Here is a 25,940-nt window from a genome sequence, read left to right as displayed (position 1 = left end):
CGCCATTATGGCCCCTGCGCACGGTCGGTCTCGTCGAAGAGGTCGCCGACCAGCACTTCCAGCACATCTTCCAGGGTGACCAGGCCGACAGTGCGGCGGCGAGCACCCTGGCGGACGACAGCCAGATGGCGTCGGCTGCCCTGCATCAGCACCAGCGCACTCTCCAAGGAGGTCTCCTCCTCGATGGCCGGCACAACCCGGATCAGCTCCTCGCCGAGGGGCAGCGATGCCCGAGCACTGGACATTTCCAGGAGGTCCTTGGCATGGACGAACCCGACCACTTCATCGGGCGAGCCGTTCTGGACCAAGACTCGGGAGTGGCCGCTGGCATTCATCACATCGAGAACCTCGTCCACCGTGGCCTCCCTCTCCACCGCCACGATCCGCTCGCGAGGCACCATCACGGCCCGTACCGGTCGAGCGGCCAACTCCAGCGCGCTGGACAACAGCGACCGGTCGAACTCGTCCAACAGCCCCTCAGCCGCCGAGTGCTCTACCAGGGCGGCGAACTCCTGGGGAGTGCGGGCGGTGGGCAGCTCGTCGACGGGCTCTACGCCGCACAGGCGCACCATCCCCCGGCTGAGTCGGTTCAACAGGCCGATGAGCGGGCCGAAGACAATGGCATAGAAGCGGTTCACCGGCGCCAGCCACATCGCGGTGCGCTCGGCCCCCGCCAGGGCGATGTTCTTGGGGACCATCTCCCCCAGCACCATGTGCAGGTACACCACCAGGGTCAGCGACACCGCGAAAGAGATGGTGTGCAGCGCCCCGGAGGGCAGATGGACGAAGGATTCCACCGCTCGCTCAATGAGGCGGGCCACCGCCGGCTCGGCCACAAATCCCAGGCCCAGCGAGGCCATGGTGATGCCGAGCTGGGCACCGGCCAGCTGCCGGTTGAGGTCGCTCATGGCCGCCAATGTCATCCGGGCTCGGCGGTTGCCAGCCTCGGCCAACGGCTCCAGGCGGGACCGCCGGGCGGCGATGAGGGCGAACTCCACCGCCACGAACCCGGCGTTGGCCACCAGCAGCACCACCGCGACGGTGATGTACAGCGCGGTCACTGGCCTGCTCGATTCCGGAGGGCCGGGTGGCCAGACGCCACCCGGCGCAACCGGACGGCGTCAACCCGGTGCCGGTCGACCGACTCGATCTGGAACTCCCAGCCTTGGAAGCGAAAAACCTCGCCCGCGGCGGGGATCCGCTGAAGATGGTCCAAGATGAAACCGGCCAGGGTCTCGTAGTCGCCGTCGGGCACGCGGAGCCCGGTCATGTCCTCCAGCTCGTCGGGATGGATCCCAGCCTGCACCACCAGTTCTCCGGCATCGTGGGCCACGACCGGAGGCTCGGTGTCGTCGTGCTCGTCGGCGATCTCCCCCACGATCTCCTCTACCAAGTCCTCCTGGGTGACGATGCCCGCAGTGCCGCCGTGCTCGTCCATGACCACGGCCAGGGGGCTCCGCTGGGATCTCATGTCCAACAGCAAAGAGCGCAGATCCCGGGTCTCGGGCACGACCAGCGGCGACCGCATGATGGCCGACACCGGCGTGGAGGCCCACTTCCCGGTCGGCACCTCGTATACGTTCTTGACCAAGGCCACACCCACCACATCGTCGATGTCGGCACCGATGACCGGGAAGCGGGAGTACCCCGTCTGGCCGGACAGCGAGACCAGATCGGCCACCGATTGGTGGTGCTCGATGGCGACCACCGACACCCGGGGAACCAGCACGTCGGCGGCATCGTGGTCGGCGAAGCGAATCGCCCGGGTCAACAAGCGAGCTCGGGCCGGGCGCATCGACCCCTCTTGGCCCGAGGATCGGATCAGCCAGGCCAGTTCCTCGCGGGAGCGGGCCTCGCTCAGCTCTTGGGCAGGCTCGATCCCCAACCGGGCGACAACCCTGTTGGCCGACCCGTCCAACAGGCGGATGAACGGCCGGGTAACCGCGGTGAAGCCCCTCATGGGAGCGGCCAAGCGCATGGCCGTGGGCTGCGGGCGGGCAATGGCCAGGGTCTTGGGCACCAACTCCCCCAAGACCATCTGGACGACTACGGCGATGATCAGCGCCGCGGCGATCGACAGTCCGGTGGCCGCTCCCTCGGAGATGCGTTCGGCCACCGGCTCTAATGCCTCGGCGATGGACGGCCGGGCGATGAAGCCCAGCGCCAGCGAGGTGACGGTGATGCCGAACTGCGCCCCGGACAACTGGAACGACAGGGTTTTGAGCAGCGACAGGGTGGTCCGGGCCGCCCGTCGACCCTCGGTGGCCAGCCGCTCGATGCGAATCCGGTCGACTGCCACCAAGGCGAACTCGACGGCCACGAAAACCGCGTTGGCCCCGATCAGAAGCGCGGCGGCCACCAGCCCCACTGAGGTAGTCCAGCTCATGGGCTACCAGATACCAGGAATAGGGCAACTACCAGGCACAGGGCTTGGCAACGGCCATATTCTTTAGAGAGACTAAACATGTGAGTCTCAAACCATCACCGTCGCGAGTGGCGCTGGAGGCAGCTCAGGCGGCGACGCGCCTCGCCCGCCAAGTGGCGGTGGCGCTGGGAGACTTGGACTTGTCACCCTCCCAGTATCGCCTGCTGTTGTTCCTTTCGGAAGGAAACGCGGCCGCGTCGGCTGTGGCCGGGCGGCTGGCGGTGAGCCGGCCCAGCGTGACCGCCCTGGCCGACGGGCTGGAGAGGCGGGGTCTGCTCCAACGGAAATCCGACCCGGCCGACCGCCGTAAAGTCGCTCACGAGCTGACCGAGGCAGGACGGGAAGCGCTCGCTGCGGCCGACGCCGCAGTGGCCGAGCGGTTCACCAGGATCGCCTCCCACCTCGAAGATGACCAGACCGATCAGGCGATGGACGGGCTGGCCCTTTGGAATGAGGCGCTGAACCGGTATCGAACCGCTATGGAGACCCAGCAGTGACGGCGGTTGACGTCGGACCAGTCGGCACCCCCGATTTTGAACCGGTCGCGGTAGAAGCCCATTACGACCCGCCCCCGGCCGGCATCGACCCCGACCAAACCAAGGGCTGGATGAAGCGGCTCTGGCCATTGGTGAGGGCCTACCGCCGGATAATGCTGATCGGCGTTGTCACCGGCGTAGTGGCGCTGGCCATCCAGGCCGCGGTCCCGGCATTGGGCCGCTCGGCGGTGGACGCGGCCATCGAAGGCAACCGCCAGGCGCTGTGGATCGTCTTCGGGCTCACCGCTGCTTTCGGGATCGGGCGGATGGTCTTCGGCGGGGTCTACCGCTACCAGTTGTTCAAGCTGGGCTGGAACGTGGAGACCGACCTGCGGGCCATCATGTACGAACACCTGACCCGGTTGTCGTTCTCCTATTACGACCGCACCCAGTCGGGGGAGGTCATCTCCCGGGCCAACAGCGACATCCGCTCACTGCAACTGCTGCTCGCTTTCGGACCGCTCATCAGCATGAACGTGCTGATGTTCGTGATGGCTCTGGGGTTCATGATGTACGTCCACCCTTGGCTGGCATTGGTGGCGCTGGCCCCGCTGCCCGGCGTGTACTGGTTCGGCCTGAAGTTCCGCAATCAGGTGTTCCCGCTGTCGTGGGTGACGCAGGCCCGCATGGCCGATCTGGCCACCATCGTGGACGAGAACGTGAACGGCACCCGAGTGGTGAAGTCGTTCGCCGCCGAGGAGCGCCAGATCGCCCTTTTGGGCCGCTCCGCCCAGCGCATCCAGTGGACCAACGTGGAGATCGCCAACAGCCGATCCCGCTGGAATCCCCTCATCGAGTCGCTGCCCCGGCTGGGCACCGCCATGGTGGTGCTCTACGGCGGCTGGCTGGCCATCGAGGGAGTGGTGTCGATCGGGACGCTGCTGGCGTTCAGCGCCTATGTGATCATGCTCCAGGTTCCCTTCCGCATGGCGGGGTTCATGCTCATGCAGGGCCAGCGGGCCAGCGCGGCGGCCCAGCGCATCTACGAGATCCTCGACGAGGCGCCCGAGATCGTCGACTCCCCAACCGCAGTGGACATCGTCGACCCCCGCGGACAGGTGGACTTCGAGCAGGTCAGCTTCGGCTACAACCCCGAGACTCCGGTGCTCGACGATTTCACCCTGCACATCGAACCGGGCGAGCGGGTCGCCATCGTGGGCAGCACGGGAAGCGGCAAGTCGACGGTGGCCCGGCTCTTGGACCGGTTCTACGACGCGGACGGCGGCTCGGTTCGCATCGATGGGCTCGACGTGAGGGATGTGACCCTGCGAAGCCTGCGCCACACCGTCGGACTAGTGCTGGACGAGCCGTTCCTGTTCTCAGCCTCGGTCCACGACAACATCGCCTACGGCCGCCCTGACGCCTCCCGCTCCGACGTGATCACCGCCGCGGAGGCCGCCCAGGCCCATGGCTTCATCAGCGAATTGGCCCACGGCTACGACTCGGTGGTCGGCGAGCGGGGCTACACCTTGTCGGGGGGTCAGCGCCAGCGCATCGCCATCGCCCGGACGCTTTTGGCCAACCCCAAGGTGCTGGTGTTGGACGACGCCACCAGCGCCATCGACGTGACGGTGGAAGAGGCCATCCACCACGCCCTGCAAGAGCTGATGGCCAACCGCACCACCATCATCATCGCCCACCGCCTGTCCACCATCAGCCTGGCCGAGCGGGTTGTGGTACTCGATCAGGGCCGGGTGGCCAACATGGGGACCCACGCCGAGCTTCTCGCCACCGATCCCCACTACGTGGAGATTCTGGCCCGCCATAGCAACGATGAAATGGGCGACGTTTCGGGCAACGGCGACGGCCCAGTGACTTCTTGGAATGGGCACTAATGGGCTGGGGAGGGTATTTCGGCGGGCCCCAGGCCCAGAGCGCGGCCCGCGACGCCGGGCTCCCCCATGCCGGTGTGCCCGGCAACCTGCGAGTCCAGGTGGAGGAGGTGCTGCGGAAGGAGCCGGAGTACCCCCCGGTCGATGTCGACTTCAGCCACCGCCAACCCGCCGACCCGCCACTCACCCTGCGCACCATGCTGTGGCCGTTCCGGCGCCAGCTGGCCGTGGCGCTGCTGTTGGTGGTGATCGAGTCGGCCATGATGCAGTCGGGCCCGCTGCTGGCCCAGATCGGCATCGACCACGGCGTCAGATCGGGCAACCTCCAGGTGCTCTTGGTGGTGGCCGCCGTGTTCTTGAGCACGGTGGTCGCCCATGCGTTCAGCTCGTCTTTGCGCATCCGCTATACCGGCAAGCTGGGCGAGCGGCTGATGTACGCCCTGCGGATGCGGGTGTTCTCCCACTACCAGCGGCTGTCGCTGGACTTCTTCACCAGGGAGAAGGCGGGCGTGCTGATGACCCGCATGACCAGCGACATCGAGGCCCTGACCGTGCTGTTCCAAGAGGGCCTGGTGAACTTCGCCGTGCAATCGCTGGTGCTCGCGGTGATCACCGGTGTGCTGTTCTATCTGAACCCGCTGCTGGCGGTGCTGACCCTGGTGATCGTGGTGCCGGGCACGTTTGTGCTCAGCATCTGGTTCCGGAGGGTGTCCAACCTGTACTACGGGCTGGTCCGAGACCGCATCGCGGATGTGCTGGCCGATTTGCAGGAGAGCCTGGCCGGCATCCGGGTGATCACCGCTCACAACCGCCGACGCCACAACGTCGTCCACCACACCAACGTGGTGGGGAGGCACAAGGACGCCAACTTGGCCGGAGTGCGGGCAGCGTCCATCTACGCCCCCACCACTGAGGCCATTGTGATCATCGGCCAGGCACTCCTCGTGGTGATCGGCGGGACCATGGTGATCAACGGGAGCCTGACCCCCGGTGAGCTCACCGCCTTCGTGCTGTATCTGACCTTCTTCTTCGCCCCCATCCAGCAGCTCGTGCAGCTCTACAACGGCTACCAGCAGGGTCAGGCCTCGGCCAAGAAGCTGCGCGAGGTGCTGATGAACGAACCCTCGGTGGTGGAGGCCCCCGATGCCGTAGAACTGCCCGCCATCGAGGGAGAGATCACCCTCGACCGGGTGAGCTTCGGCTACGAGGACGACACCCCGGTGCTGCACGACGTGAGCCTGCGGCTGGCACCGGGCGAGAGCCTGGCGGTGGTCGGGCCCACCGGGGCGGGCAAGTCCACGGTGGCCAAGCTCATCGCCCGGTTCTACGACCCCCAGCAGGGAACGGTGCGCATCGACGGCTGTGACCTCCGCACGGTGACGCTGCCCTCGCTCCGCCGCCAGTTGGGGGTTGTGCCCCAAGAGCCGTTCTTGTTCTACGGATCCATCCGCGACAACGTGGCCTTCGCTCGGCCTGATGCATCGATGGCCGAGGTGTTGGAAGCCTGTCGGGTAGTGGGGTTGACCGAGCTCCTGGAGCGGCTGCCCGATGACGTTAACTCCCAGGTTCACGAGCGGGGAGCGTCCCTGTCGGCCGGCGAGCGGCAGCTGCTGGCGCTAGCCCGGGCGTTTCTGGCCCGGCCCCGGGTGCTGGTGCTCGACGAGGCCACCTCCAACCTCGACCTGCGATCGGAGTCGAAGATCGAGGCCGCCCTGGACGTGGTGCTGGAGGGGCGGACGGCCATCATCATCGCCCACCGGCTGGCCACCGCCATGCGAGCCGACCGGATCGCGGTGGTGGAAGACGGCCGGATCACCGAGATCGGCACCCACGATGAGCTCGTGGCGCAAGGCGGCCACTACGCCGAGATGTACGCCACCTGGATGGCCCACGCCAACTGAGCACCATGGGCAGCCCGACGCGGACTTTGGCGCTGCGGATGACCGGGGTGGGATTCACTCGCGACAAGCGGCCCATCCTCGCCGATGTGGACTGGGAGGTGGCGTCCGATCAGCGGTGGGTGGTGCTGGGGGCCAACGGCAGCGGCAAGACCTCGCTGCTGCGAATCGCCGCTCTGTACGAGCACCCCACCACGGGGTCCGTTGAGGTGCTGGGCCAGCGGCTGGGCGAGGTGGACGTGCGCCGGCTGCGGCATCGGGTGGGGTTCGTATCCCCCGCGCTGGCCCAGATGCTGCGACCCCATCTGAAAGCGGTCGACGTGGTGATGACCGCCCGCCACGGCGCCCTGGAGCCGTGGTGGCACGACTACACCGACGCCGACCGCGAACGGGCGGCATTGCTGCTGGAGCAGGTGGGAGCGGGGGGGCTGGGCGATCGCACCATCGCCACCCTGTCGTCGGGAGAGCGCCAGCGAGTCCAGATCGCCCGCAGCCTGATGACCGACCCCGGATTGGTGCTGCTGGACGAGCCCGCCTCCACCCTGGACCTGGGCGGGCGGGAGATGCTGGTGACCGACCTCGCCCGCCTGGCTGCCGACCCCGCCGCCCCTCCCCTGGTGGTGGTCACCCACCGCACCGAGGAAATCCCCGCCGGCTTCACCCACGCGCTGCTCCTCCGCGAGGGCCAAATGCTGACCCAAGGCCCCCTGAAAGAAGTGCTGACCTCCGAATCCCTCTCAGCCTGCTTCGGCCTCCCCCTAGAACTAGAACACCGCAACGGCCGCTGGCACTCCCAAGCCTGCTGAGGTGGAACTCCCCGAAATTGTCACTGCTGCGATGTAACTTCGATAGGTGGGATCTGCCCGGCCTAGACAAGGGACGGCTACCTCCAATTTCGGGGTAAGTCGGCGGGAAGGACACGATTCCTCCGCGTTCTACGACCGGTTTCCGGTGCCGGAAATCAGCCAAGCAGATGTTGTTTCCCCTCCGGCTTGCGTTGACCAACTCTGGGTTGGCGATGCCCGCAAGATGGACTTGCACGGGCAGGTCACCGACGACTCCGTAGCGCTGGTGGTCACTTCGCCGCCCTATTTCGTGGGCAAGGAGTATGAGGAGGCGGTGGGCCAGGGCCACATTCCAGCCGACTACGTCGACTTCCTGGACATGCTGGAAGAGGTCTTTTCCCAGTGCGTGGCCAAGCTGGAACCCGGCGGGCGCATCGCGGTAAACGTGGCTAACTTGGGACGCCGCCCGTATCGGTCTCTTTCAGCCGATGTCACCTCCATACTCCAAGACCGCTTGGGGCTGCTGCTGCGGGGCGAGGTGATTTGGAAGAAGGCTTCCAGTGCAGGGGGCAGTTGTGCTTGGGGCAGCTTCCAGCGGCCGGGAAACCCGGTATTGCGGGACATTACTGAGCGGGTTGTGATTGCCTCCAAGGGGCGCTTCGACCGGGCTCTGACCGCAGCCGAGCGGGCGGCTCAAGAGCTGCCCTCCGAAGGAACTTCCTTTGTGGACGAGTTCATGGAGGCCACTACCGACATATGGGAGATCTCCCCTGAGTCAGCCACTCGTGTCGGCCATCCCGCCCCGTTCCCGGTGGAACTACCCCAAAGGCTGATCGACCTCTACACCTACCGAGGCGATTTGGTGCTCGATCCCTTCGTCGGAGCAGGGACAACAGCTGTAGCCGCAGTTCGCACCGGACGGCACTATGTGGGCTTCGACACCGACACCGACTACATCGAGTTGGCCGAGCAGCGCATCGCCGACGAACGCGAGCGGCTCAAGAAGCGATCAGACAAGCTCCAGTGGCAGGTCACGGTCGCTCCTTCTGCCAGTAGAGCCGAACCTGAATGGAGCGACAACTTCCAAGTCCGAGCCGCGCAACAAGGCCGAAAAGCCCAGGAATTGGCGCGCGAAATTCTCCAACAGTGCGGATTCCGAGATATCCGAGAGAAGGTTCGTTTCCCCTGCGGAGTGGAGGTCAACTTCAGGGCCGTCGACCAATTGGGCCGAGAATGGCTATTCGATGTATCCGGTGCCTTCAGCGTGACCCAGCGCCCTGGGCTGCGCCGCACCGACACACTGTGGAAGGCGCTGGGCAGAGCCTCTGTTCTCCACGCCGAAGGAAAGCATCCTCAATTGGTGCTGCTGACCACTGACCGACCGGCATCCAATAGTGCAGGACATCGGGCACTAGAAGCAGTCAAAGGGGACGGCCAACCGGTCTTCGATGTCATCGAGATGCTTGCGGAGGCCGACTTGGAGCGCCTAGCCGACCTAGCCGAGGGCCGATCCTGAGGTTCTAACCTCTACAGCGAGATGACTTGGCCGCCTTGTTGGGTGGCTTGCCAGCGGAGGGCTTTGCGCTCGGCGAAGCCGATGATGCCGTTCATGATCAGCGCGATCAGGGCCAGGATGAACACGATGGCGAAGGTGTCGCCGTAGGAGAGCTGGTTGGCCGCGGTGATGAGGCGCTGGCCGAGGCCCCGGCGGGCGGAGAAGATCTCGCCGAACACTACCGCCAGAACCGAGATGACCGCCGACAGCCGCAGAGCGCCGAACACCGCCGGGGTGATGCCGGGCAGCGTGACCTTGGTGAAGAGCTGGCGCTGGGATGCCCCCATGGTGCGGGCCACTAGGTCCAAGTCGGGATCGACCAGCGCCACCGCGGCCTGGGTGGGCACCTGCACGATGAAGAACACGATGATCACGGCCAAGACCACCTTGGAGGTCTCGCCCACGCCGTACACGATCAAAATCAGCGGCAGGAAGGCGATCTTGGGCATGGCGTTGATGATGACGATGAAGGGCCCCAACGTTTTGGCCGCTTGCCGAAAGCGGCCGAGGATGATGCCGATGAGCAATCCGAGGACTGAGCCGATGGCGAAGCCGAACAACGCCTCCTTCACCGTGACCCATAGGTCCTGCCAGAACAATTGCTCGTGGTATATCTGGGTGAAGTACTCCCAGGTCTCTCTTGGACTGGCCCGGAAAGTTTCTTGCACGTAGGGGAACGGTTGGATTCCAAAGAAGGACACGTCCCAGCTGAACCAGCTGAAGACCGTTACGGAAGTCCAGCCATCCCAGACAACGTCATACTGCCATAGAGCCCAGATAGCGAACAGGATCCCGATCCGCATCAACTGCACTGGGATGTCGAGGCGACGCAGCCGATACCGCCAAATGGACTCGTGAGGGATCAGCGCATCCACTTCCTCTTGACTGAGCGCATCGGCCAACCGGGTCTGGTCGGCCATGTCGGCTTCCCGGGGCTCGTCGACGTCAGACGATCTCACCGCGCAACTCCTCCCAGATCCTGTGCTCGGTCTCCCGGAAGACCGGGTCGAACCGGAGCTCGTCGATCACCCGAGGCCGGGCCAAATCGACGATGGTGTCCGACTTGATGCGGCCAGGACGAGCGGTCATCACCACCACCCGATCGGCCAATAGCACGGCCTCTTCGAGGTCGTGGGTCACGAAGATGACCGTCTTGTGAGTCTCGTACCAAAGGTCCAGGAACTCGGCCTGGACGGTGAGGCGGGTCTGGGCGTCGAGAGCGCCGAAGGGCTCGTCCATGAGCCACAAGTCGGGATCGATGGCCAGCGTGCGGGCGATGGCCACCCGCTGGCGCATCCCCTGGCTGAGCTGGGAGGGGAACGAGTCGGCAAAGCCCTCCAGGCGCAGCTTGGCCAGCAACTCCATGGCCCGCTCGCGCCGTTCCCCCCGGGGAACGCCCCGGAACTCGAGCCCGAGCTCGACGTTGCGGCGAGCGGTGCGCCACGGGCTCAGCCCCGAGCGGGCCAGCATGTAGCCGATGTCGTCGCTGGGGCCGTCGATCTCCTGGCCGTGGCGCATCACCGACCCCCGGGTGGGGCCGATGATCCCGGCCAACATGTTCAAGATGGTGGTCTTGCCGCAGCCGCTCGGTCCCACTACCGCCACGAACTGGCCGGGCGGGATGGAGAGGTCGATGTCTTGGACGGCGAGAACCGGCTCGTCTTTGGGGTGATCGCCCCCGAAGATGAGGGTCACATCCTTGAGTTCGACGGCTGGATTCACAACACCACCATCAAGACACCTTAGTCAGCCCCTCCGGCCGGGCAGCCCAAGCGGGCCGCCCGACCAGAAGAGGGGTTGGCTATGGAGAGACTGCGAAGTCGTCGAAGTCCTGGGGCTCTTCGAGAAGGTCCCGGCCGACGGCGTAGTCCACATTGTTCTGGAGCCGGGCGGGCTGAAGGGCACCGTTGAGCGAGAAGATGCCGATGTTCCTCTCATAGACGATCTCGGCAACTTCCCTGTCCAACCCGAGGAAGCTGTTCATCAGCTCCAGGGTGGCTTCACGGTTGGCGGGATTGCGCAACCAGTCCATGGCACCTCGCACTGCTTGGGCATAGATGGCCACCGTGTTGCGATTGTTGTCGAAGAACTCCCGTGACGTGGTATTGACCGCCGACGGCCAGTCGAGTTCGTCGGGGAACTGGCCAGCTCGCAACGAGAACGGCGCATACCCGATGTCATCGAACTCCGCCTGGCTCAGGCCGGGCTCGAAGGTTATGGCCCAGTCCACCTCACCGGAGGAGAGGGCGGCCAACGTGGTGCCCGAAAGGCCAGTGGCGATATAGGCGGCATCGTCGGGATTGAGGCCGGCGGAGTCATAGAGCTGGCGGGCGATCTGCTCGGCTGCCGCCCCGCGGGCCACAACACCAACTCGGGTGCCGTCCAGCGCGGCCATGGTGCAGTCGATATCGCCCTGCTCGCAGTCAATCTCTCCGAAATTGTTGCTGACGACGATGTCGAAGAAGTGCTTGTCCTGGATCTGCTGGAACATCACAACATCGAAATCAGCTTGGCGGATGCGCAGCATGTTGTCGGGCGTGTTGACCGAGAACTGGACCTCGTTGGCGATCAGCGCGGCTGCGTTGGCCGGACCGGAGGGACACTGAACGAACTCGCCGGTAACCCCGAGGTCTCCCAACATGCCCTTCTCCACGGCAACCTGCACCGCAAGCCCGTTGAACGAGGGCGCTTGGCAGATGCGGACCAGGTCCGTCTCCGGCACAAGAGCCTCGGGCAGGATGACATCGATACCCGGGCCCACCGCGAACTCGCCGAATTCCTGGGCTTGCTTGAGGATGCCTCGGCCCACGGCGTAGTTGACGTTGTTGGTGATCCGGACCGGGTCGAGTTCAGCGGTAACCGTCATCGAACCGATGTTGTTGTCGAAGATGTACGCCGCGACTTCAGGGTCGAGGCCCAGGTGGGCGTCCAACTCCTCCAAGACCGCGTCGCGGTTGGCCGGGTCGCGCAACCACTCCATGGCTTCGAGGATCGCCGCTCGATAATGCAAAACGGTGTTGGGATTGGCGTCCCAGTAAGAGCGCGCGGTGAGCATGATCGCCGATGGCCAGTCGAGTTCGGTCGGCCCATCGCCCGCCCGCAGCCGGAACGGGGCGTATCCGATGCCATCGAGTTCGGCTGTGCTCAAACCGGGCTCAAAGGTGATTGCCCAATCCACCTCGTCGGCGTCCAAGGCGGCCAGCGTGGTGCCGGCCAAGCCGGTGGCGATGTAGGTGGAATCGTCGGGGTCGAACCCGGCGGAGTCCAAGAGCTGGCGGGCGATCTGCTCGGCGGCGACCCCCCGGGCCACAACGCCAACTCGGGTGCCGTTGAGCGCGGCCATAGCGCACTCCCAGTCACCCTGGGGGCAGTCGATTTCGCCGAAGTTGTTGCTGACCACAATGTCGAAGAAATGGTTGTCCACCACCTGGGCGAACATCACCACGTCGAAATCAGCGTTGCGGATTCCCAGCATGTTGTCGGGGGTGTTCAATGCGATGTCAACCTGCCCGGAAACCAAGGCGGCGGCTTGGGCGGCACCGGAGTGGCAGGCTACGAAGTCCATCTCGAATCCTCGGTTCTCAGCGAAGCCTCGATTGGCCATCACCTTGGCATAGATCTGCGTGAAAGACGGCGCATCGCACACCGTGACCACCGTGTCTTCGGGCGGGCCGATCTCCTCTATGACAACGGCATCGTCGGCCATGTCGTCGCCAGCCATGTCGCCGGAGTCATCGGCCATGTCGTCGCCGGAATCGTCATCGGCCATGTCGTCGCCGGAATCGTCGGCAGCTATGTCGTCGCCGGAATCATCCGAAGACGCCGCCGGGCCCGCTCCAGGGTCGTCATCGTCATTGCCGCAAGCAGTGGCAACCAGCGAGAACGCCAGCAGAATGGCGAAAAGCGAATACATCCAAGAACGCGTTTTCATGGAGTCCCCCTCGGGCAGGCGCGGTTGCGCAACGTTCAGGCCGATAGTCCACCACCAAATTATCGGAAGCGCAAGATATGCGGCTCGGAGCGCCACTACGCTGCCCTCGATGCCCGAAAACAGGCCGCCCAACATCTTGTTGTTGGTGTCCGATCAAGAGCGCCAGAGGGATTGGCTGCCGCCCGAAGTGCCGCTTCCCGCCCGTCGGCGCTTGTTGGACCAGTCGCTGGAGTTCCGCCGTCACTACACCCACACCTCGCCGTGCTCGCCGTCGCGGGCCACGCTGTTCACCGGGCTGCGCATGGACGAGCACGAAGTGACCGAGAACTCCAGCTATCCCGACAACACCCAGCTCTCCACCGACATCCCCACCCTGGGAACCCGGCTGCGAGAGGCCGGATACCGCACCGCCTACAAGGGCAAATGGCACCTAGAAGCCGCCGCCCAGCCCGACATGGAGGCCTACGGCTTCTCCGACTGGACCGGCAACGACATGGCCTTCTGGGGGCTGCCGGGCAGCGGCACCGAGTTTGACGAGCCCATCGCGGCCGACTCGGCCGCCTGGCTGCGCGACCAGCGGGGCGCAACCCAGCCGTGGTTCTTGACGGTGGGCTTGGTGAACCCCCACGACATCATGTGGTTCCCCCTCGACCAGCCCTGGTTCTGGGAGCAGGCGCCCGACTACGTGGCCCAGAGCCGGGAGAAGCTGGACCGGCGCAAGTGGGGCCGGGCCACCAACCTGCCCGCCTTCGCCCACGAGATCGAGCGGTGGTGTACCGAGCTGCCCGAGAACTTCGACGACGACCTGCACTCCAAGCCCGAGGTGCATCGGCGGTGGCTCCTGGAGATGGAGCGCAACAGCACCCCGGGGCCGATGGACCCCGGTGACCACGACCTGTGGCTGCGCCAGCTCGATTACTACGTGAAGCTGCACCAGCTGAGCGACCAGTGCCTGGAGGTGATCTTGGCCGCGCTGGACGACATCGACCAGTGGGACAACACCGTGGTGGTGTTCACCTCCGACCACGGCGACCAGTGCGGCTCCCATGGGCTGCGGTCCAAGGGGCCGTGGAACTACGAGGAGACCATGCGGATCCCGCTGTATGTGTCCGCGCCGGGGCTGACGGCGGCGGGGACGGCCACCGAGTCGCTCACGTGCCACACCGACCTGGCCGCCACCATCTTGGAGCTGGCAGGGGTGGACGCCTCCGATCTGCCCGGCCTGAGCCTCAGCCCGCTGTTCGACGACCAGTCGGCGGTGATCCGCGACCACATCCTGTTCGCCCAGCGGTGGCCGTGGTACCTGGGGGTGGAGAAAGTGCGCTACGCCTCATCCGGGGTGTTCGACGGCCGCCACAAGTACTGCCGCTACTACGGCATCGGCGGCGGGGTCAGCAATCTCGGAGTGTCGCTAGGCGACTCCATGCTGTTCGGCCCCGATGCCGACTTCGACGACCACGACCACGAGTGGTACGACCACGATGACGATCCCCACGAATTGGTGAACCTGGCCAACGACCGCAGCCGACGCGGCGAGCTGCGGGAGCGGTTCGAGGCGTTGAAGGAACTGGAAGCGGCGGAATACGGAGTTTGACAATCCCACAGCGAACCGGGCTGAAGCGCGGTGCCGGACACAGCGACGGGATTCGCTTCCCAATGCCCTGCCTCGCCTTGCCCTGCCGCGGCCTGCCCCGCCATGCCATGCCTGGCCTGGCCCCGGCGACCCTGTGGCGCGGTTCCACCCGCCCGTCAGGGCGGGAGCTCGTCGATGCTGTCTGTGCGGAACCTCCCGTAGCTGCCCGACTTCTCCGGGCGCCAGTCGCCCAAACCCACCCGGTCGCCGGCGATCTCCAACCACTGGGCCAACTCCTGTTTGCCCACCAGCTCCGGGTTCACCCCCACCGTGAACTCCAGCGACCACGGCGCATCGAACTTGGCCCTGGTCCGCAGGATGCGGGCCCGCTGCACCACCACCGCCGCCGTGAACTGCGCGGAGGTTCCCAACTCCTCCAACGACTCCCCATACCGCTCGGTGTCGTAGCCGAACCGCACCCCGTCCTCCACCCGCAGGCCCTCGCGCACCAACGGCCCCTGCCGCACCCGCCGCGCCCCCGACTCAACACACGCCCGCACCGCCGCCGCAGGCACCGCCGGCCGCTGCTCATCGTCCAACCACAACGACACCAAACACTCCAACTCCCGCAAACGCAACTCATCAGCCGCCGTACGAGACCCCGCCCGCTTCCGAGCGATCCCCGCCCGCTCCACATTCCACGCACTGCCGGCGTCCAACCCCGCCGCCCCATTGTGCATCACCAAACCAGAAACACCGGCGATGCCTACCCTGTAGCGCACAGTTTTACTCCTTGTCATACCGCGTTGGAATCGCCGCCTTATGCGGTAATGATCCCCAGCAACTCTGAAATCGCCCGCATCGCAACTCGCCCACTGTCCAACCCGCACGCACAGCTAAAGACAACACCACACACCGCATCGACCCTCATGGCCCCACAACATAGACCTCTCCGAACCACTTCCAACTGCTCATATTCGAATACATAAGAGAAGTGGCGCTAATCCATTTCCATCATCAGTCAGTCAACAACATCGTCATCAGCAATAATAGGACCGTCTCGAGCCCTCCTGTGACGAGCGAACCTCGTCTCACTCTTATAAAACGCAAACGCTTCCGACCTGCGAGCAGCGCGATTCGCCTTCCGAGCCGCTTTCATATTGTCTCTATGCGACAATCGGCCATCGCGAACACTCTTGCGCCTATCACGCTCCTCCAATATCTCCACCCAACCCCCAGTCCGAAAGTACATGACATGAGAAACAGCCCACAGAACCGCATATATAACGCAAAAGACCGCTATATGGGTTGACCAGACAAAAGTGATGACAAATGCCCGCCACCAGCCAATCGGGCCAGAATACTCGATCCTCGATTGCTTTACACGCTCGAGAGCGCCGGGTTCACTCAAGAGCCGCTCTTTTTGCACTTAGTTGTCTCGGTCTCTACGGGCAAGGATGTGTCGTTTTCGGGTGCTCCGGTCAACATCTCGGCGCGGGCTAGATCTCCAGTTCGTTTTGCCCGCCGTTGGTCTCGCTGCTCGAGCATCGCGTCCCAGCCTCCAGCCCGGAACAATAGAACGCGGACCGAGAAAACATACACGAAAATCAACAACCAAGAAGCCAAGAAGACCAGAAAGGAGACCAGCCCAGGCCTAATAGTCAAAAGACCCATTGCAGCAAGTCCTGCCAGCACGCCAACTAGCCAAATTGTCCAGAACCTCCAAGCTCGCCGATCTGGGCTATATGTCATAGCGCGTATGAACCAACTCTTGAGCCTTCCATAGCGCTCCGGTGGCTGGATCTCCATGCAGGGCAGTGTATAGAAGCCGGTTTCGGCGATTATCTGCCGCCAATTCAGCGCTGCGGCATATTCGGCTCTTGTCGGAAAGTCCCGTTCGCTGATTGTTTTTGTCATCCGACTGTCTCCACGCAGTGGTCGATCTTGTGCTTAATAATAGTAGTGTAGCCATTTGCTTCAAGTGTCTCTGAGATGGGTGCTGTTTGCTTGGTCCACTTCGTGTCCGTGGCGCTCAGCCAGGGCGGCGCCAAACAGTCAGTGAAGCCGGAGATGCTCAGCGCCACGTCGTCGTCTCGGCTGTTCAGCCATGCGACGCCCATTCCGGCAGCGAACCCAAGAACACCTCCGACCACAGTCCCGATAGGTCCTAAGGTTGACCCCACTGTTGCACCGCTCTTAGCCAGCGCGTAGCCAAGAAACGCGCCTCCAGCGGTCCAGCCGATGATGATGCTGGCTCCGTTTTCTTCCAGTGCGTTGTCCCACCATGAGTCGCCCGGGTCGGGCAGGGGCGGGTGCCAAGCCAGATCGGGGACGTCTGATTCGTCGGAGCAGGTGCCATCGGTCGTGTGGTCCCCGCAGTGGCGGTGGGCCTCCACGCTGGCCTTGCCGCCAGCCGTCTTGTGCAGATGCGGCTCGTCAGCGCCATGGGCTCTGCCCCTGCCATGCTGGAAGTACTCGAGCACCTCGTCGTCGTCGACCTCGATATCCAAGTGCTCGGTCCAATAAATGGTGCAAGTGCGGGTCCACCCGGTGTCATCGGCATTCCTGACGATTGTCGAGCAGTTGTCCCGGCCCAGCGCGGGGTCTGTGCTCTCGTCCAACACATAGCGGTACAAACCGGGATTCAAGATATGCGCCCAACCTGTGCTGTAGTCAGGCAAGATGTAGTCGTTCGGGCTTTCCCACCCATCGGCTCTGGTCGGCGCAGCGAGTTCAAGCGGGTCACATTTGACGGTTGCGGGCTGTGACCAGGTGTCTGTGGCGTCGTCCCATTGTTGGCCTTTGGGGCGGGCTTTGACCTTGAGGGTGTAGGTCTCGCCCTCCCATCTCTGGGCGACTACCTCGGTGGCGTCCCCCTCGTAGTTGATGTTGTCGACTTTGTAGGCGTCCGCGCCGCGCACCGGGTTCCAGTCCAGGTGCACCACGCCGTGGGAGTTGCACGAAGCGCTCACGCCCGCGGGCGCGAACCTCGGACAGGAATTCGCCGTCACGGCCGCCCACGGCGACTCCGTTTTGGTGCGCCCCTCGTGGGGCACCGGGCCGTCGTAGGACACCAGGCGCACCCGGATGCGGTGGGCCCGTCCTGTCTCGGCATTGTCCCAGGTGTGGCTGCCGCTTTTCATAGCGCCGGGCTCGTTTATGGGCCCGTCGCCGTCGCGGTCCAGGTTCGGGACGTGAACAGCACCCGCGGCCGCCCCGTCGACCTCGACCTCCACCTGGCGGTAATGGCCCACCGCCAACCCCACCGGCACCTTCCACGACACGCGAATCCCGCCGCCCGCCGAGCACACCGCCGACACGCCGGTGGGCGCGGCCAGCGCGTCGGCCGAGCACTCTGCGGTGGCTGTCTCCCAGGCAGAGTACTTGCGGCCCTCGCGGCCCGAATAGTGGGCCAGCACCCGCACCGAGTACTCCCCGGCCGTCTCCACCGCCAAAGACGCCCCCGACACGCGCTTCCAGTCGCCGCGATCCACGGTGCGGCCCCCCTGGCGCCACTGCCACAGCGCACGCGCCCCCTCCGGCAGAGCCCACGACGCCGACAGCCTGAAACCCCCGCCCTCGCGCGCGCAGCCCAACACCACACCGCCCGGCGCGTCCGGCACGTCCGCAACGCAGTTGCTGTGGCCCTGTCGCCGCTGGCCCGCAGGACACGAATGCACCTCGTCGGCCGCATGGCAGCCGTGCGACCCGTGCTCGTGCGCGCACACCTCCGCTGTCGGCGTGGGCGTAGGAGTCGGCGTGGGCGTAGGAGTCGGCGTGGGCGTGGGCGTGGGGTCGCTGGCCTCGGAATCGTCGTCGGACTGGCCCTCATCGGCCTCGGAGCCGTCGGGCTGTTGGCGCGAGACGGGCACGCAGTCGCTGTGGCCCTGAAGCTCCGTGCCGGTCGGACACTCCCCCGCATGGGACTTGTCCGGATCGTGGCACGCCGACCCGTTGTGGGTGTGCAGACTCCCGCAACTCGCCGGATCAGGCCAACACGCCCCCGTCGACGGATCAAAACGATCAGCCGGACACGACGTCGGAGACGGGGAAGGCTTCGGCTTGGACACCGGCACGCAGTCGCTGTGGCCCTGCAACTCGGTGCCGGTCGGACACTCCCCCGCATGCGACTTGGACGGACTGTGACACGCCGACCCGTTGTGGGTGTGCAGACTCCCGCAACTCGCCGGATCAGGCCAACACGCCCCCGTCGAAGGATCGAAACGCTCCGCCGGACACGGCGTCGGGGTGGGTGTGGGGTGGGTGTGCGCGACGGGGCGGTCCTGCCACTGGTAGTTGAACACGTCCTCGGTGACCGTCTTGTAGTTGAACACCGACCTGGTCCGCGTCTCGTAGTTGAACACGTCCTCGGTCAGCGTCTCATAGTTGAACACCGACCGCGACTTCGTCTCGTAGTTGAACACCGGGCGGTCCTCGTAGTTGAACACGTCCTTGGTGCCCCACACCGGGCGGTCCTCGTAGTTGAACACCGCCTCGGTCACGGTGTACGCCGGCGGGCAATACGTGGCCGTCTGGCCCCCGAAAACGAACGTCTCGCACGGCGGGGTCACCGTCCGGGTAACGGTGAACGGCGCCACCCGCACCCGCTTCACAAACGGGAACACCACCGTCCGGATCGTGAACGGCGCCACCCGCACCCGCTCGGTGAACGGCGCGACACGCGCCTTGTACTCCTCCAGATACGGCGGCACCCGCACCTCCACCTCACGGGTGAACGGCGCCACCCGCACCCGATACTCCTCGGTTAACGGCGGCACCCGCACCCGCACCTCCCGGGTGAACGGCGCCACCCGCACCCGCACCCGCTCGGTCTGATCATGCGCCGACACCGACGGCAACGAACCAGACGACACCACCAACGCCAACCCCGCTGCCAAGACAGATACACAAACAACCGCAACACTCAATCGAAGTTTCACGGCCTGTGTAAATACCGTTTTTTTTTTTTTGCCTGTCAAATGCGAACCGCGAAGAACTCCCCTCCACAACCCTCAAACCACACCACACACGCCCCGCAAAACTGCCTGCCACCAGGCAAAACACAGTCAACCAGCGGCCCAGAACTCCGGCGCGAACTCAACCCCGCCATCAGCTCAAACACCCGCTGGCGCGCCACCAACGCGCGCGCACCAACATCCCGTCAACAGCGGTGTGCCGCTGGCTGATTCCCTCTTGATCGCAATGTCCCCAGAGGGGGCAGGGAACTACTCCAACGCCATTCCGAATTCGCGGAAGTCTTCTAGGAGGGCGTCGTCTACGTCGGGGGCGGGGGGGCCGGGGAGGTAGGTCACCTGGTGGATGGTGCCGGTGTAGGGAAAGGTGCCGTGGCGCTGGTAGAGGTCCCACGACACCGGAGAGCGCCGGTTGAGCCCGACATCGATGCCCTGCCAGGGCAAAAAGCCGATCATCTGGGGGACTTCGGCGAGCGTGGCACCCTCCTGCCCGTCGGCGCTCACGGTGAAATTCCAGATGCGCCCGCCGGGGGCGGCGGCGTCGACCACAACCTGTCGGCACTCCCCCGGCAGGTTTACGGGTTCGGCAGCCAGATACCGGCCAGAGCTGTTGACCACGAAGTGCAGGGCGTCGTTTTCGATGTAGAGCACATAGCCCGACGCCTGGCTGCCGTGGGCCACCAGCACGCCCTGGTCGCCGGGGCGGTGGTGCAGATCCACGGTGATGGTGAAATTGCCGCCGGCGATGAGCCGGGACGACCGCAATCGCTCCACGGTGGGCGATCCGGGCAGGATGCGCAGCTCCCGGGTGAGCCTGGCGTGCTCGGGCGGCTTCACCGTGCGGAAAAGCCCGGAGGCCTCATCGAGGGGGAAGACCCGGTTGCGCCAGGCGGCCTCCTCCCAGGCCTCCACCATCTCGGCCAGCTTCTCGGGCTCGGCGTCGGCCAGGTCGTTGCGCTCGTTGAAGTCGTCGGCCAAATTGAACAGCTCCCAGCGGTCCTCGCTGAACGGGGTGTGGTGCTCATGGAAGATGGCCGCCCCCCAGCCGTCGCGGTACATGCCTCGGTGGCCGATGCACTCGATGTACTGCTCGGTGTGGTCGGACGGGGCGTCGGCATCGCTCAGCGTGGGCGCGAACGACACCCCGTCGGGGGCGTCCGAGGCCTGTCCCTGGCGTTCGGTGGGCACGTCGAGGCCGAGCAGGTCGGCCAGGGTGGGCAGCAGATCGGTGATGTGGGTGTACTGGTGGCGCAGCTCCCCGCCCATGGCCGCGGTGCGGGCCGGCCACGACAGCACCATGGGCACCGAGTGTCCGCCCCGGTGGGCGGTGATCTTGTAGAGCCGGAAGGGGGTATTGCAGGCCATAGCCCAGCCCCGGGGATAGTGGGGCCAAGTGGTCGGGCCGCCGATTTCGCCAGCCTCGAGGGCCTCGATCTCGAATTCGCTCACGTCAGGGGAGGGCCGGGCCCCGGTGCCGCTGTGGGTGAAATACGAGGTGCTTCCCTGGGCCCGGCCTTCCCGGGACGCCCCGTTGTCGCTGGTGAAGACGAAGATGGTGTTGTCGAGCTGGCCGAGCGCCTCCAGTTCGGCTGAGATGCGGGCCACGCTCTCGTCGATCGACTCCACCATGGCGGCGTACACCTCCATGTAGCGGGCCATCACCCGGCGGTCAGGCTCGGGATAGCTGTCCCAGGCTCGCACGTCCTCGTTGGGCTCGGTATTGCGGGGGGGCAGCTCGGCATCGGCGGGGACGATGCCCATTTCCTTTTGTCGGGCCAGGCGCTCCTCGCGGAGCTGGTCCCAGCCCTTGTCGTAGTTGCCCCGGTGGCGGGCGGTGTCCTCGGCCTTGGCGTGCAGCGGAGCGTGGACCGCCCCGTGGGCGTAGTACAAGAAGAGCGGCTTGTCGGGATCGGTGGTCTTGACCTCGCGGATCATGCGGCACGCCCGCTCGGTGAGATCGTCGGTGAGGTAGTAGCCCTCGGGGTACTGGTCCACGTGCACGGGGTTGTTGCCCTCATAAAGCTGGTGGGGGAAGTGGAAGTCGGTGAGGGCCTCCAAGAACCCGTAGTACTGGTCGAAGCCCCGCTGGAGCGGCCACGAGTGGGTGTCGCCGGCGATTGACAGGTCCGACTCCAAGCACAGATGCCACTTCCCTACCGCCGCGGTGGCGTAGCCGTTGGCCTTGAGCATCTCGGCCAGCGTTGATTGGTTGTGGGGCAGCTCGCCGGCATAGCCGGGGAAGCCGGGATCGGCATTGGCCACGAAGCCCATCCCGGCGTGATGGGAGTTGAGACCGGTCAACAGCGCAGCCCGGGTGGGCGAGCACAGCGGAGTGACGTGGAAGTTGGTGTAGCGCACGCCGGAGGCGGCCAACGCGTCGATGGCCGGGGTGGGTATCTCCGAGCCGTAACAACCTAGATCGGAGAAACCCAGATCGTCGGCCAGCACGATCACGATATTGGGGGCATCGGTGGGTGGCGTGGGCTTGGGCGGCCACCACGACTCTGAGGTGGCGATGATGCGCCCGATCTTGCCCCCGAAACCGGGATAGTGCTCTTGCTGGCGCTGATCGGTCATCTGTTCTCCTCGTGGCTGCGGCGGCCACTATAGATACACCATCCCCCGGCGGGGCGGCGGGGGCTATTCAAGGCCCATTCCGATTTCGCGGAGTTCGGCTAGGCGGACTTCTTCGGTGTCGGGGGCGGGGGGGCCGGGGACGTAGGTCACCTGGTGGATGGTGCCGGTGTAGGGGAACGAGCCGTGGCGCTGGTGGAGCTGCCACGACACCGGGGATCGACGGTCGACGCCCACGTCGATGCCCTCCCAGGGGATGAAGCCGTAGATCTGGGGGATATTCGACGCGGTGATGCCGGTCTGGCCGTCGGCGCTCACCGTGATGTTCCAGATGCGCCCGCCGGGGGCGGCGACAACTAGAACTATCTGGCGGCACTCCCCCGACAAGTCCATGGGGTCGAACGCCATGGGCTGGCCGCCGCTGTTCACCTCGAAGTGAAGGGCGCCGTCTTCGATGTAGAGCACATAGCCCGACGCCTGCCCGCCGTGGGCCACCAGCACTCCCTGGTCGCCGGGTTGGTGGTGCAGGTCGACGGTGACGGTGAAGTTGCCCCCCGCGATGATCCGCGACGCTCGATACCGCTCCACGGTGGGCGTGCCGGGCAGGATCCGCAGCGGCCGGGTGAGCAGGTCGTGCTCAGCGGGACGGAGCAGGCGGTACAACCCGGTGCCCTCGTCGAGGGGGTAAACCCGGTTGCGCCAGGCGGCCTCCTCCCAGGCCTCTACGAGCTCGGCCAGCTTCTCGGGCTCGGCCTCGGCCAGGTTGACCCGCTCGTTCAGGTCGTCCTCCAGGTTGAACAGCTCCCAGCGGTCGGTGCTGAACGGGGTCATGAACTCGTGGAAGGCGGCGGCCACCCAGCCGTCGCGGTAGTAGGCCCGGTGGCCGATGCACTCGTAGTACTGCTCGGTGCGCTCGGAGGGGGCATCGGGGTCGCCCAGCGTGGTGGCAAACGACACGCCGTCGGGGCTCTCGGAGGCCAGTCCTTGGCGCTCGGAGGGGATGTCTACCCCCACCATCTCCGAAAGGGTGGGCAGCAGGTCGATGATGTGGGCGTACTGGTGGCGCAGCTCCCCACCCACCGACGCAGTGCGGGCTGGCCACGAGAACACGAACGGCACCGAGTGGCCGCCCCGATAGGAGGTGATCTTGTAGAGCCGGAAGGGGGTGTTGCAGGCCATGGCCCAGCCTCGAGGGTAGTGGGGCCAGGTGGTGGGGCCACCGATGGCGTCGAGGGCGTTCATCTCCTCTTCGCCCACCTCCGCCGACGACATCGCTCCAGGATTGCTGTAGGTGAAATACGAGGTGGTCCCCTGGGCCCGACCCTCGCGGGAGGCCCCGTTGTCGCTGGTGAACACGAAGATGGTGTTGTCGAGCTGGCCTATGGCCTCCAGCTCGGCCCGGATGCGGGCCACGCTGTCGTCGATCGACTCCACCATGGCGGCGTACACCTCCATGTAGCGGGCCATCACCCGCCGCTCACCCTCCGAATAGCTGTCCCATGCCCGCACGTCCTCGTCGGGCTCGAAGTTCCGGGGCGGCAGCTCGGTGTCCGGCGGCACCACCCCGAGGTCGATCTGGCGGGCCAGGCGCTCCTCGCGGAGCTGGTCCCAGCCCTTGTCGTAGTTGCCCCGGTGGCGGGCGATGTCTTCGGCTTTGGCGTGCAGCGGGGCGTGGACCGCCCCGTGGGCGTAGTACAAGAAGAGCGGCTTGTCGGGGTCGGTGGCCTTGACCTCGCGGATCATGCGGCACGCCCGGTCGGTGAGATCGTCGGTGAGGTAGTAGCCCTCGGGGTACTCGGCGATGTCGATGGGGCTGTTGCCCTCGTACATCAGGTGGGGGTGATGGAAGTTGGTGAGCGCTTCCAGGAAACCGTAGAACTGGTCGAAGCCCCGCTGGAGCGGCCATGAGTGGGTGTCGCCGGCGATCGACAGGTCGGTCTCCTTGCACAGGTGCCACTTGCCTACCGCCATGGTGGCGTAGCCGCTGGCCTTGAGCATCTCGGCCAGCGTTTGCTGGTTGTGGGGCAGCTCTCCGGCGTAGCCGGGGAACCCGGGATCGGCGTTGGCCACGAAGCCCACCCCCACGTGGTGGGAGTTGAGCCCGGTCAACAACGCGGCCCGGGTGGGCGAGCACAGCGGGGTGACGTGGAAATTGGTGTAGCGCACCCCGGTGGAGGCCAGATCGTCGATGGCCGGGGTGGCGATCTCTGAGCCGTAGCAGCTCACGTCGGAGTAGCCCAGGTCGTCGGCCAGCACAACCACGATGTTGGGAGCGCCCTCGGGCGGGGTGGGGCGGGGCGGCCACCACGACTCGGAGGTAGCCATGATCTTTCCCACCGTGCCCTCGAACCCGGGATAGTGCTCCTGCTGGCGCTGATCGGTCATCGGATCTCCTTGTGGTTCGCCGCCGACACAATACGGCAATGTCCAGCGGCCATCGGAGGGCAGCGCTCAGGCGGGCTGGTAGTCCTCGAGAACCGTGCCCTTGAAGAAACCGGGGTCGGCGCCGGTGCAGAGCCGCACCGCGTTGTCGCACATGAAGGCCCGGAACTGCAGCTCGTCGAGCCAGCCGTTCTCCACCTGCTCGTAGGCCTCGGGCATCACGTCGACCATGTTGGCCACGTCCCAGTGGGCGATATCGGAGCTGAAGACGGCGTTCAGCGGGGTGCCGCCCGGCAGCTCGGGGTCGAAGGCCAGCCGGGTGAGCGGGTCGTCGGCCTCGCATCCGAACCAACAGGATGTAGAGATCTGGCGGATCACGTCGTCGGGCCCGGTGATGCCCGACGCCTCGAAGTCGTTCACCACGTCGGGGGTGCGGAAGAAGTCGGCGAACTGGGCGCCGAAGCCGGGCTCGGGGTTGAGCTTTCCGGCGTGCTCGGCCAGCAGCCGGTCGAACCGGTCGGAGTCGAAGGCGTCAGGGTCGTAGGCCGGCAGACCCTCGGGCCCGCGCTTGTGGTAGTGGCCGATCACGTCGTGTACCAACTGCACCGCCCAGGTGGTGCCCCCTTCGAGGAAGGCCAGCCGCAGATCGGGGAACCGGTGGAGCACCCCGCCGAACAGCAGCGACTTGAGGGTGGCCTCGCTGGCCCCGGCGAAGTTGCCCATGTGGTTGTAGGAGAAGTTGGTGATGGACCGGCGCCCGCTCCACCCCATCGAACCGGAGTGGAAACCGGCCACGGTGCCCAGCTCCACCAGCCGCTGCCACAGTGGGTCGTAGTCGTAGGCGCTGTCAAGGCCCAGCGAGTCGATCCAGGTGCCCCCGCCCTCCAGGTCGCGCACCGCGAAGCCGCCCAGCATCGCCACCTTGAAGCCCAGATCGACCACCGCGTGGTCCAGCGCGTCCACCGCTTCTTGGGGAGTGGCGGTGGGGATGGTGGCCACCGGCACCAGGCGGTCGCCGAAGCCGTCGTACACGTCGGCGGTGTAGCGGTTCCAAGCCCGGCACATCCCCCGGCGGATCTCGTCGTTGCGCTGGCTGGGCACCACCAGCCCCCATGTGGGGTAGCAGAGGGCCAGGTCCAAGCCCAGCTCATCCAGACGGCGGTACATCAGCTCGGGGGCCATGGCCGCAGCCAGGTCGTCGGTGTTGCCGAACGGGACGCCCCACCACGTCTGGCGGAATGGCCGCACCCGGGGGCGCTCCTCGGGGGCCACCTGGGCCCAGTGGGAACTCCCGTCGAAGGTTCCCGTGGCCCACAGCGCGTTCAGTCCCTCGCTGATGCCCTCGTCCCGCACATAGCGGTCAAGGTCGGGCCAGTGCTCCCAATAGTGGCCGTCGCTGTCCACCACCGGGTGGTCGAGCCGCTCTCTAACGTCGGCGGGAGACATCTCGCTCATGGGGTGAGACTAGTGACGGCC

General features: G+C 65.7%; 16 protein-coding genes. 6 read left to right on the top strand and 10 right to left on the bottom strand.

Features of this window, described 5'->3' with window-relative positions; translation table 11 throughout:
• Positions 1-5: 5 nt before the first annotated feature.
• Entirely contained in the window at positions 6-1,061 is a 1,056-nt protein-coding gene (locus ACOGI7_RS02475) for a hemolysin family protein (RefSeq protein WP_419850349.1), read from the bottom strand.
• Positions 1,058-2,386: a hemolysin family protein gene (locus ACOGI7_RS02470; protein ID WP_419850348.1), complete on the bottom strand. Its 1,329-nt coding sequence runs from the start codon at positions 2,384-2,386 to the stop codon at positions 1,058-1,060. The genes ACOGI7_RS02475 and ACOGI7_RS02470 overlap by 4 nt, the downstream gene beginning before the upstream one ends.
• A gap of 80 nt (positions 2,387-2,466) precedes the next feature.
• Here ACOGI7_RS02470 and ACOGI7_RS02465 point away from each other — a divergent pair, with 80 nt between their 5' ends.
• From ACOGI7_RS02465 to ACOGI7_RS02445, 5 genes are all read left to right on the top strand, one after another.
• A complete protein-coding gene (locus ACOGI7_RS02465; RefSeq protein WP_419850347.1) occupies positions 2,467-2,922 on the top strand; it encodes a MarR family winged helix-turn-helix transcriptional regulator in 456 nt (151 codons plus the stop codon).
• Positions 2,919-4,796: an ABC transporter ATP-binding protein gene (locus tag ACOGI7_RS02460; RefSeq protein WP_419850346.1), complete on the top strand. Its 1,878-nt coding sequence runs from the start codon at positions 2,919-2,921 to the stop codon at positions 4,794-4,796. Before ACOGI7_RS02465 ends, ACOGI7_RS02460 begins: the two co-directional genes overlap by 4 nt.
• Complete coding sequence (locus ACOGI7_RS02455; protein WP_419850345.1) at positions 4,796-6,694, top strand: ABC transporter ATP-binding protein; 1,899 nt, start codon at positions 4,796-4,798, stop codon at positions 6,692-6,694. Before ACOGI7_RS02460 ends, ACOGI7_RS02455 begins: the two co-directional genes overlap by 1 nt.
• A gap of 5 nt (positions 6,695-6,699) precedes the next feature.
• Positions 6,700-7,497, top strand: coding sequence for an ABC transporter ATP-binding protein (locus tag ACOGI7_RS02450; protein ID WP_419850344.1), 798 nt, complete (start codon positions 6,700-6,702; stop codon positions 7,495-7,497).
• 223 nt (positions 7,498-7,720) lie between these two features.
• Positions 7,721-8,992, top strand: a complete 1,272-nt coding sequence (locus tag ACOGI7_RS02445; RefSeq protein WP_419850343.1) for a DNA-methyltransferase — start codon at positions 7,721-7,723, stop codon at positions 8,990-8,992.
• 11 nt (positions 8,993-9,003) lie between these two features.
• Here ACOGI7_RS02445 and ACOGI7_RS02440 read toward each other — a convergent pair whose 3' ends face one another.
• The 3 genes from ACOGI7_RS02440 to ACOGI7_RS02430 all read right to left on the bottom strand — a co-directional run bounded on the left by ACOGI7_RS02440 (position 9,004) and on the right by ACOGI7_RS02430 (position 12,962).
• The gene (locus ACOGI7_RS02440; RefSeq protein WP_419850342.1) at positions 9,004-9,990 is read right to left on the bottom strand and encodes an ABC transporter permease; all 987 of its coding nucleotides are present in this window, start codon (positions 9,988-9,990) and stop codon (positions 9,004-9,006) included.
• Positions 9,977-10,753, bottom strand: coding sequence for an ABC transporter ATP-binding protein (locus ACOGI7_RS02435; RefSeq protein WP_419850341.1), 777 nt, complete (start codon positions 10,751-10,753; stop codon positions 9,977-9,979). Before ACOGI7_RS02435 ends, ACOGI7_RS02440 begins: the two co-directional genes overlap by 14 nt.
• 79 nt (positions 10,754-10,832) lie before the next feature.
• The gene (locus tag ACOGI7_RS02430) at positions 10,833-12,962 is read right to left on the bottom strand and encodes an ABC transporter substrate-binding protein (protein WP_419850340.1); all 2,130 of its coding nucleotides are present in this window, start codon (positions 12,960-12,962) and stop codon (positions 10,833-10,835) included.
• Positions 12,963-13,071: 109 nt separating this feature from the next.
• Between ACOGI7_RS02430 and ACOGI7_RS02425 the strand changes: the two genes are divergently transcribed.
• Complete coding sequence (locus tag ACOGI7_RS02425) at positions 13,072-14,556, top strand: sulfatase-like hydrolase/transferase (RefSeq protein WP_419850339.1); 1,485 nt, start codon at positions 13,072-13,074, stop codon at positions 14,554-14,556.
• A gap of 155 nt (positions 14,557-14,711) precedes the next feature.
• On the opposite strand, the gene ACOGI7_RS02420 is transcribed toward ACOGI7_RS02425, so the two are convergent.
• The 5 genes from ACOGI7_RS02420 to ACOGI7_RS02400 all read right to left on the bottom strand — a co-directional run bounded on the left by ACOGI7_RS02420 (position 14,712) and on the right by ACOGI7_RS02400 (position 25,919).
• A complete protein-coding gene (locus ACOGI7_RS02420; protein ID WP_419850338.1) occupies positions 14,712-15,317 on the bottom strand; it encodes a hypothetical protein in 606 nt (201 codons plus the stop codon).
• A 1,131-nt stretch (positions 15,318-16,448) separates the two neighbouring features.
• Positions 16,449-19,433, bottom strand: coding sequence for a hypothetical protein (locus ACOGI7_RS02415; RefSeq protein ID WP_419850337.1), 2,985 nt, complete (start codon positions 19,431-19,433; stop codon positions 16,449-16,451).
• A gap of 327 nt (positions 19,434-19,760) precedes the next feature.
• Positions 19,761-22,085 (bottom strand): arylsulfatase, encoded by a 2,325-nt coding sequence (locus ACOGI7_RS02410; RefSeq protein ID WP_419850336.1) that lies wholly within the window; start codon positions 22,083-22,085, stop codon positions 19,761-19,763.
• A gap of 63 nt (positions 22,086-22,148) precedes the next feature.
• Entirely contained in the window at positions 22,149-24,467 is a 2,319-nt protein-coding gene (locus tag ACOGI7_RS02405) for an arylsulfatase (RefSeq protein WP_419850335.1), read from the bottom strand.
• Between the two features lie 66 nt (positions 24,468-24,533).
• Positions 24,534-25,919 (bottom strand): amidohydrolase family protein, encoded by a 1,386-nt coding sequence (locus tag ACOGI7_RS02400; RefSeq protein ID WP_419850334.1) that lies wholly within the window; start codon positions 25,917-25,919, stop codon positions 24,534-24,536.
• Between the last annotated feature and the right edge of the window lie 21 nt (positions 25,920-25,940).

The sequence above is a fragment of the Candidatus Poriferisocius sp. genome, from assembly GCF_965204145.1.
Classification (GTDB): domain Bacteria; phylum Actinomycetota; class Acidimicrobiia; order Acidimicrobiales; family Bin134; genus Poriferisocius.
Note: the sequence above shows the minus strand (reverse complement) of the source record. Positions and strands in the feature narration are given on the sequence as shown.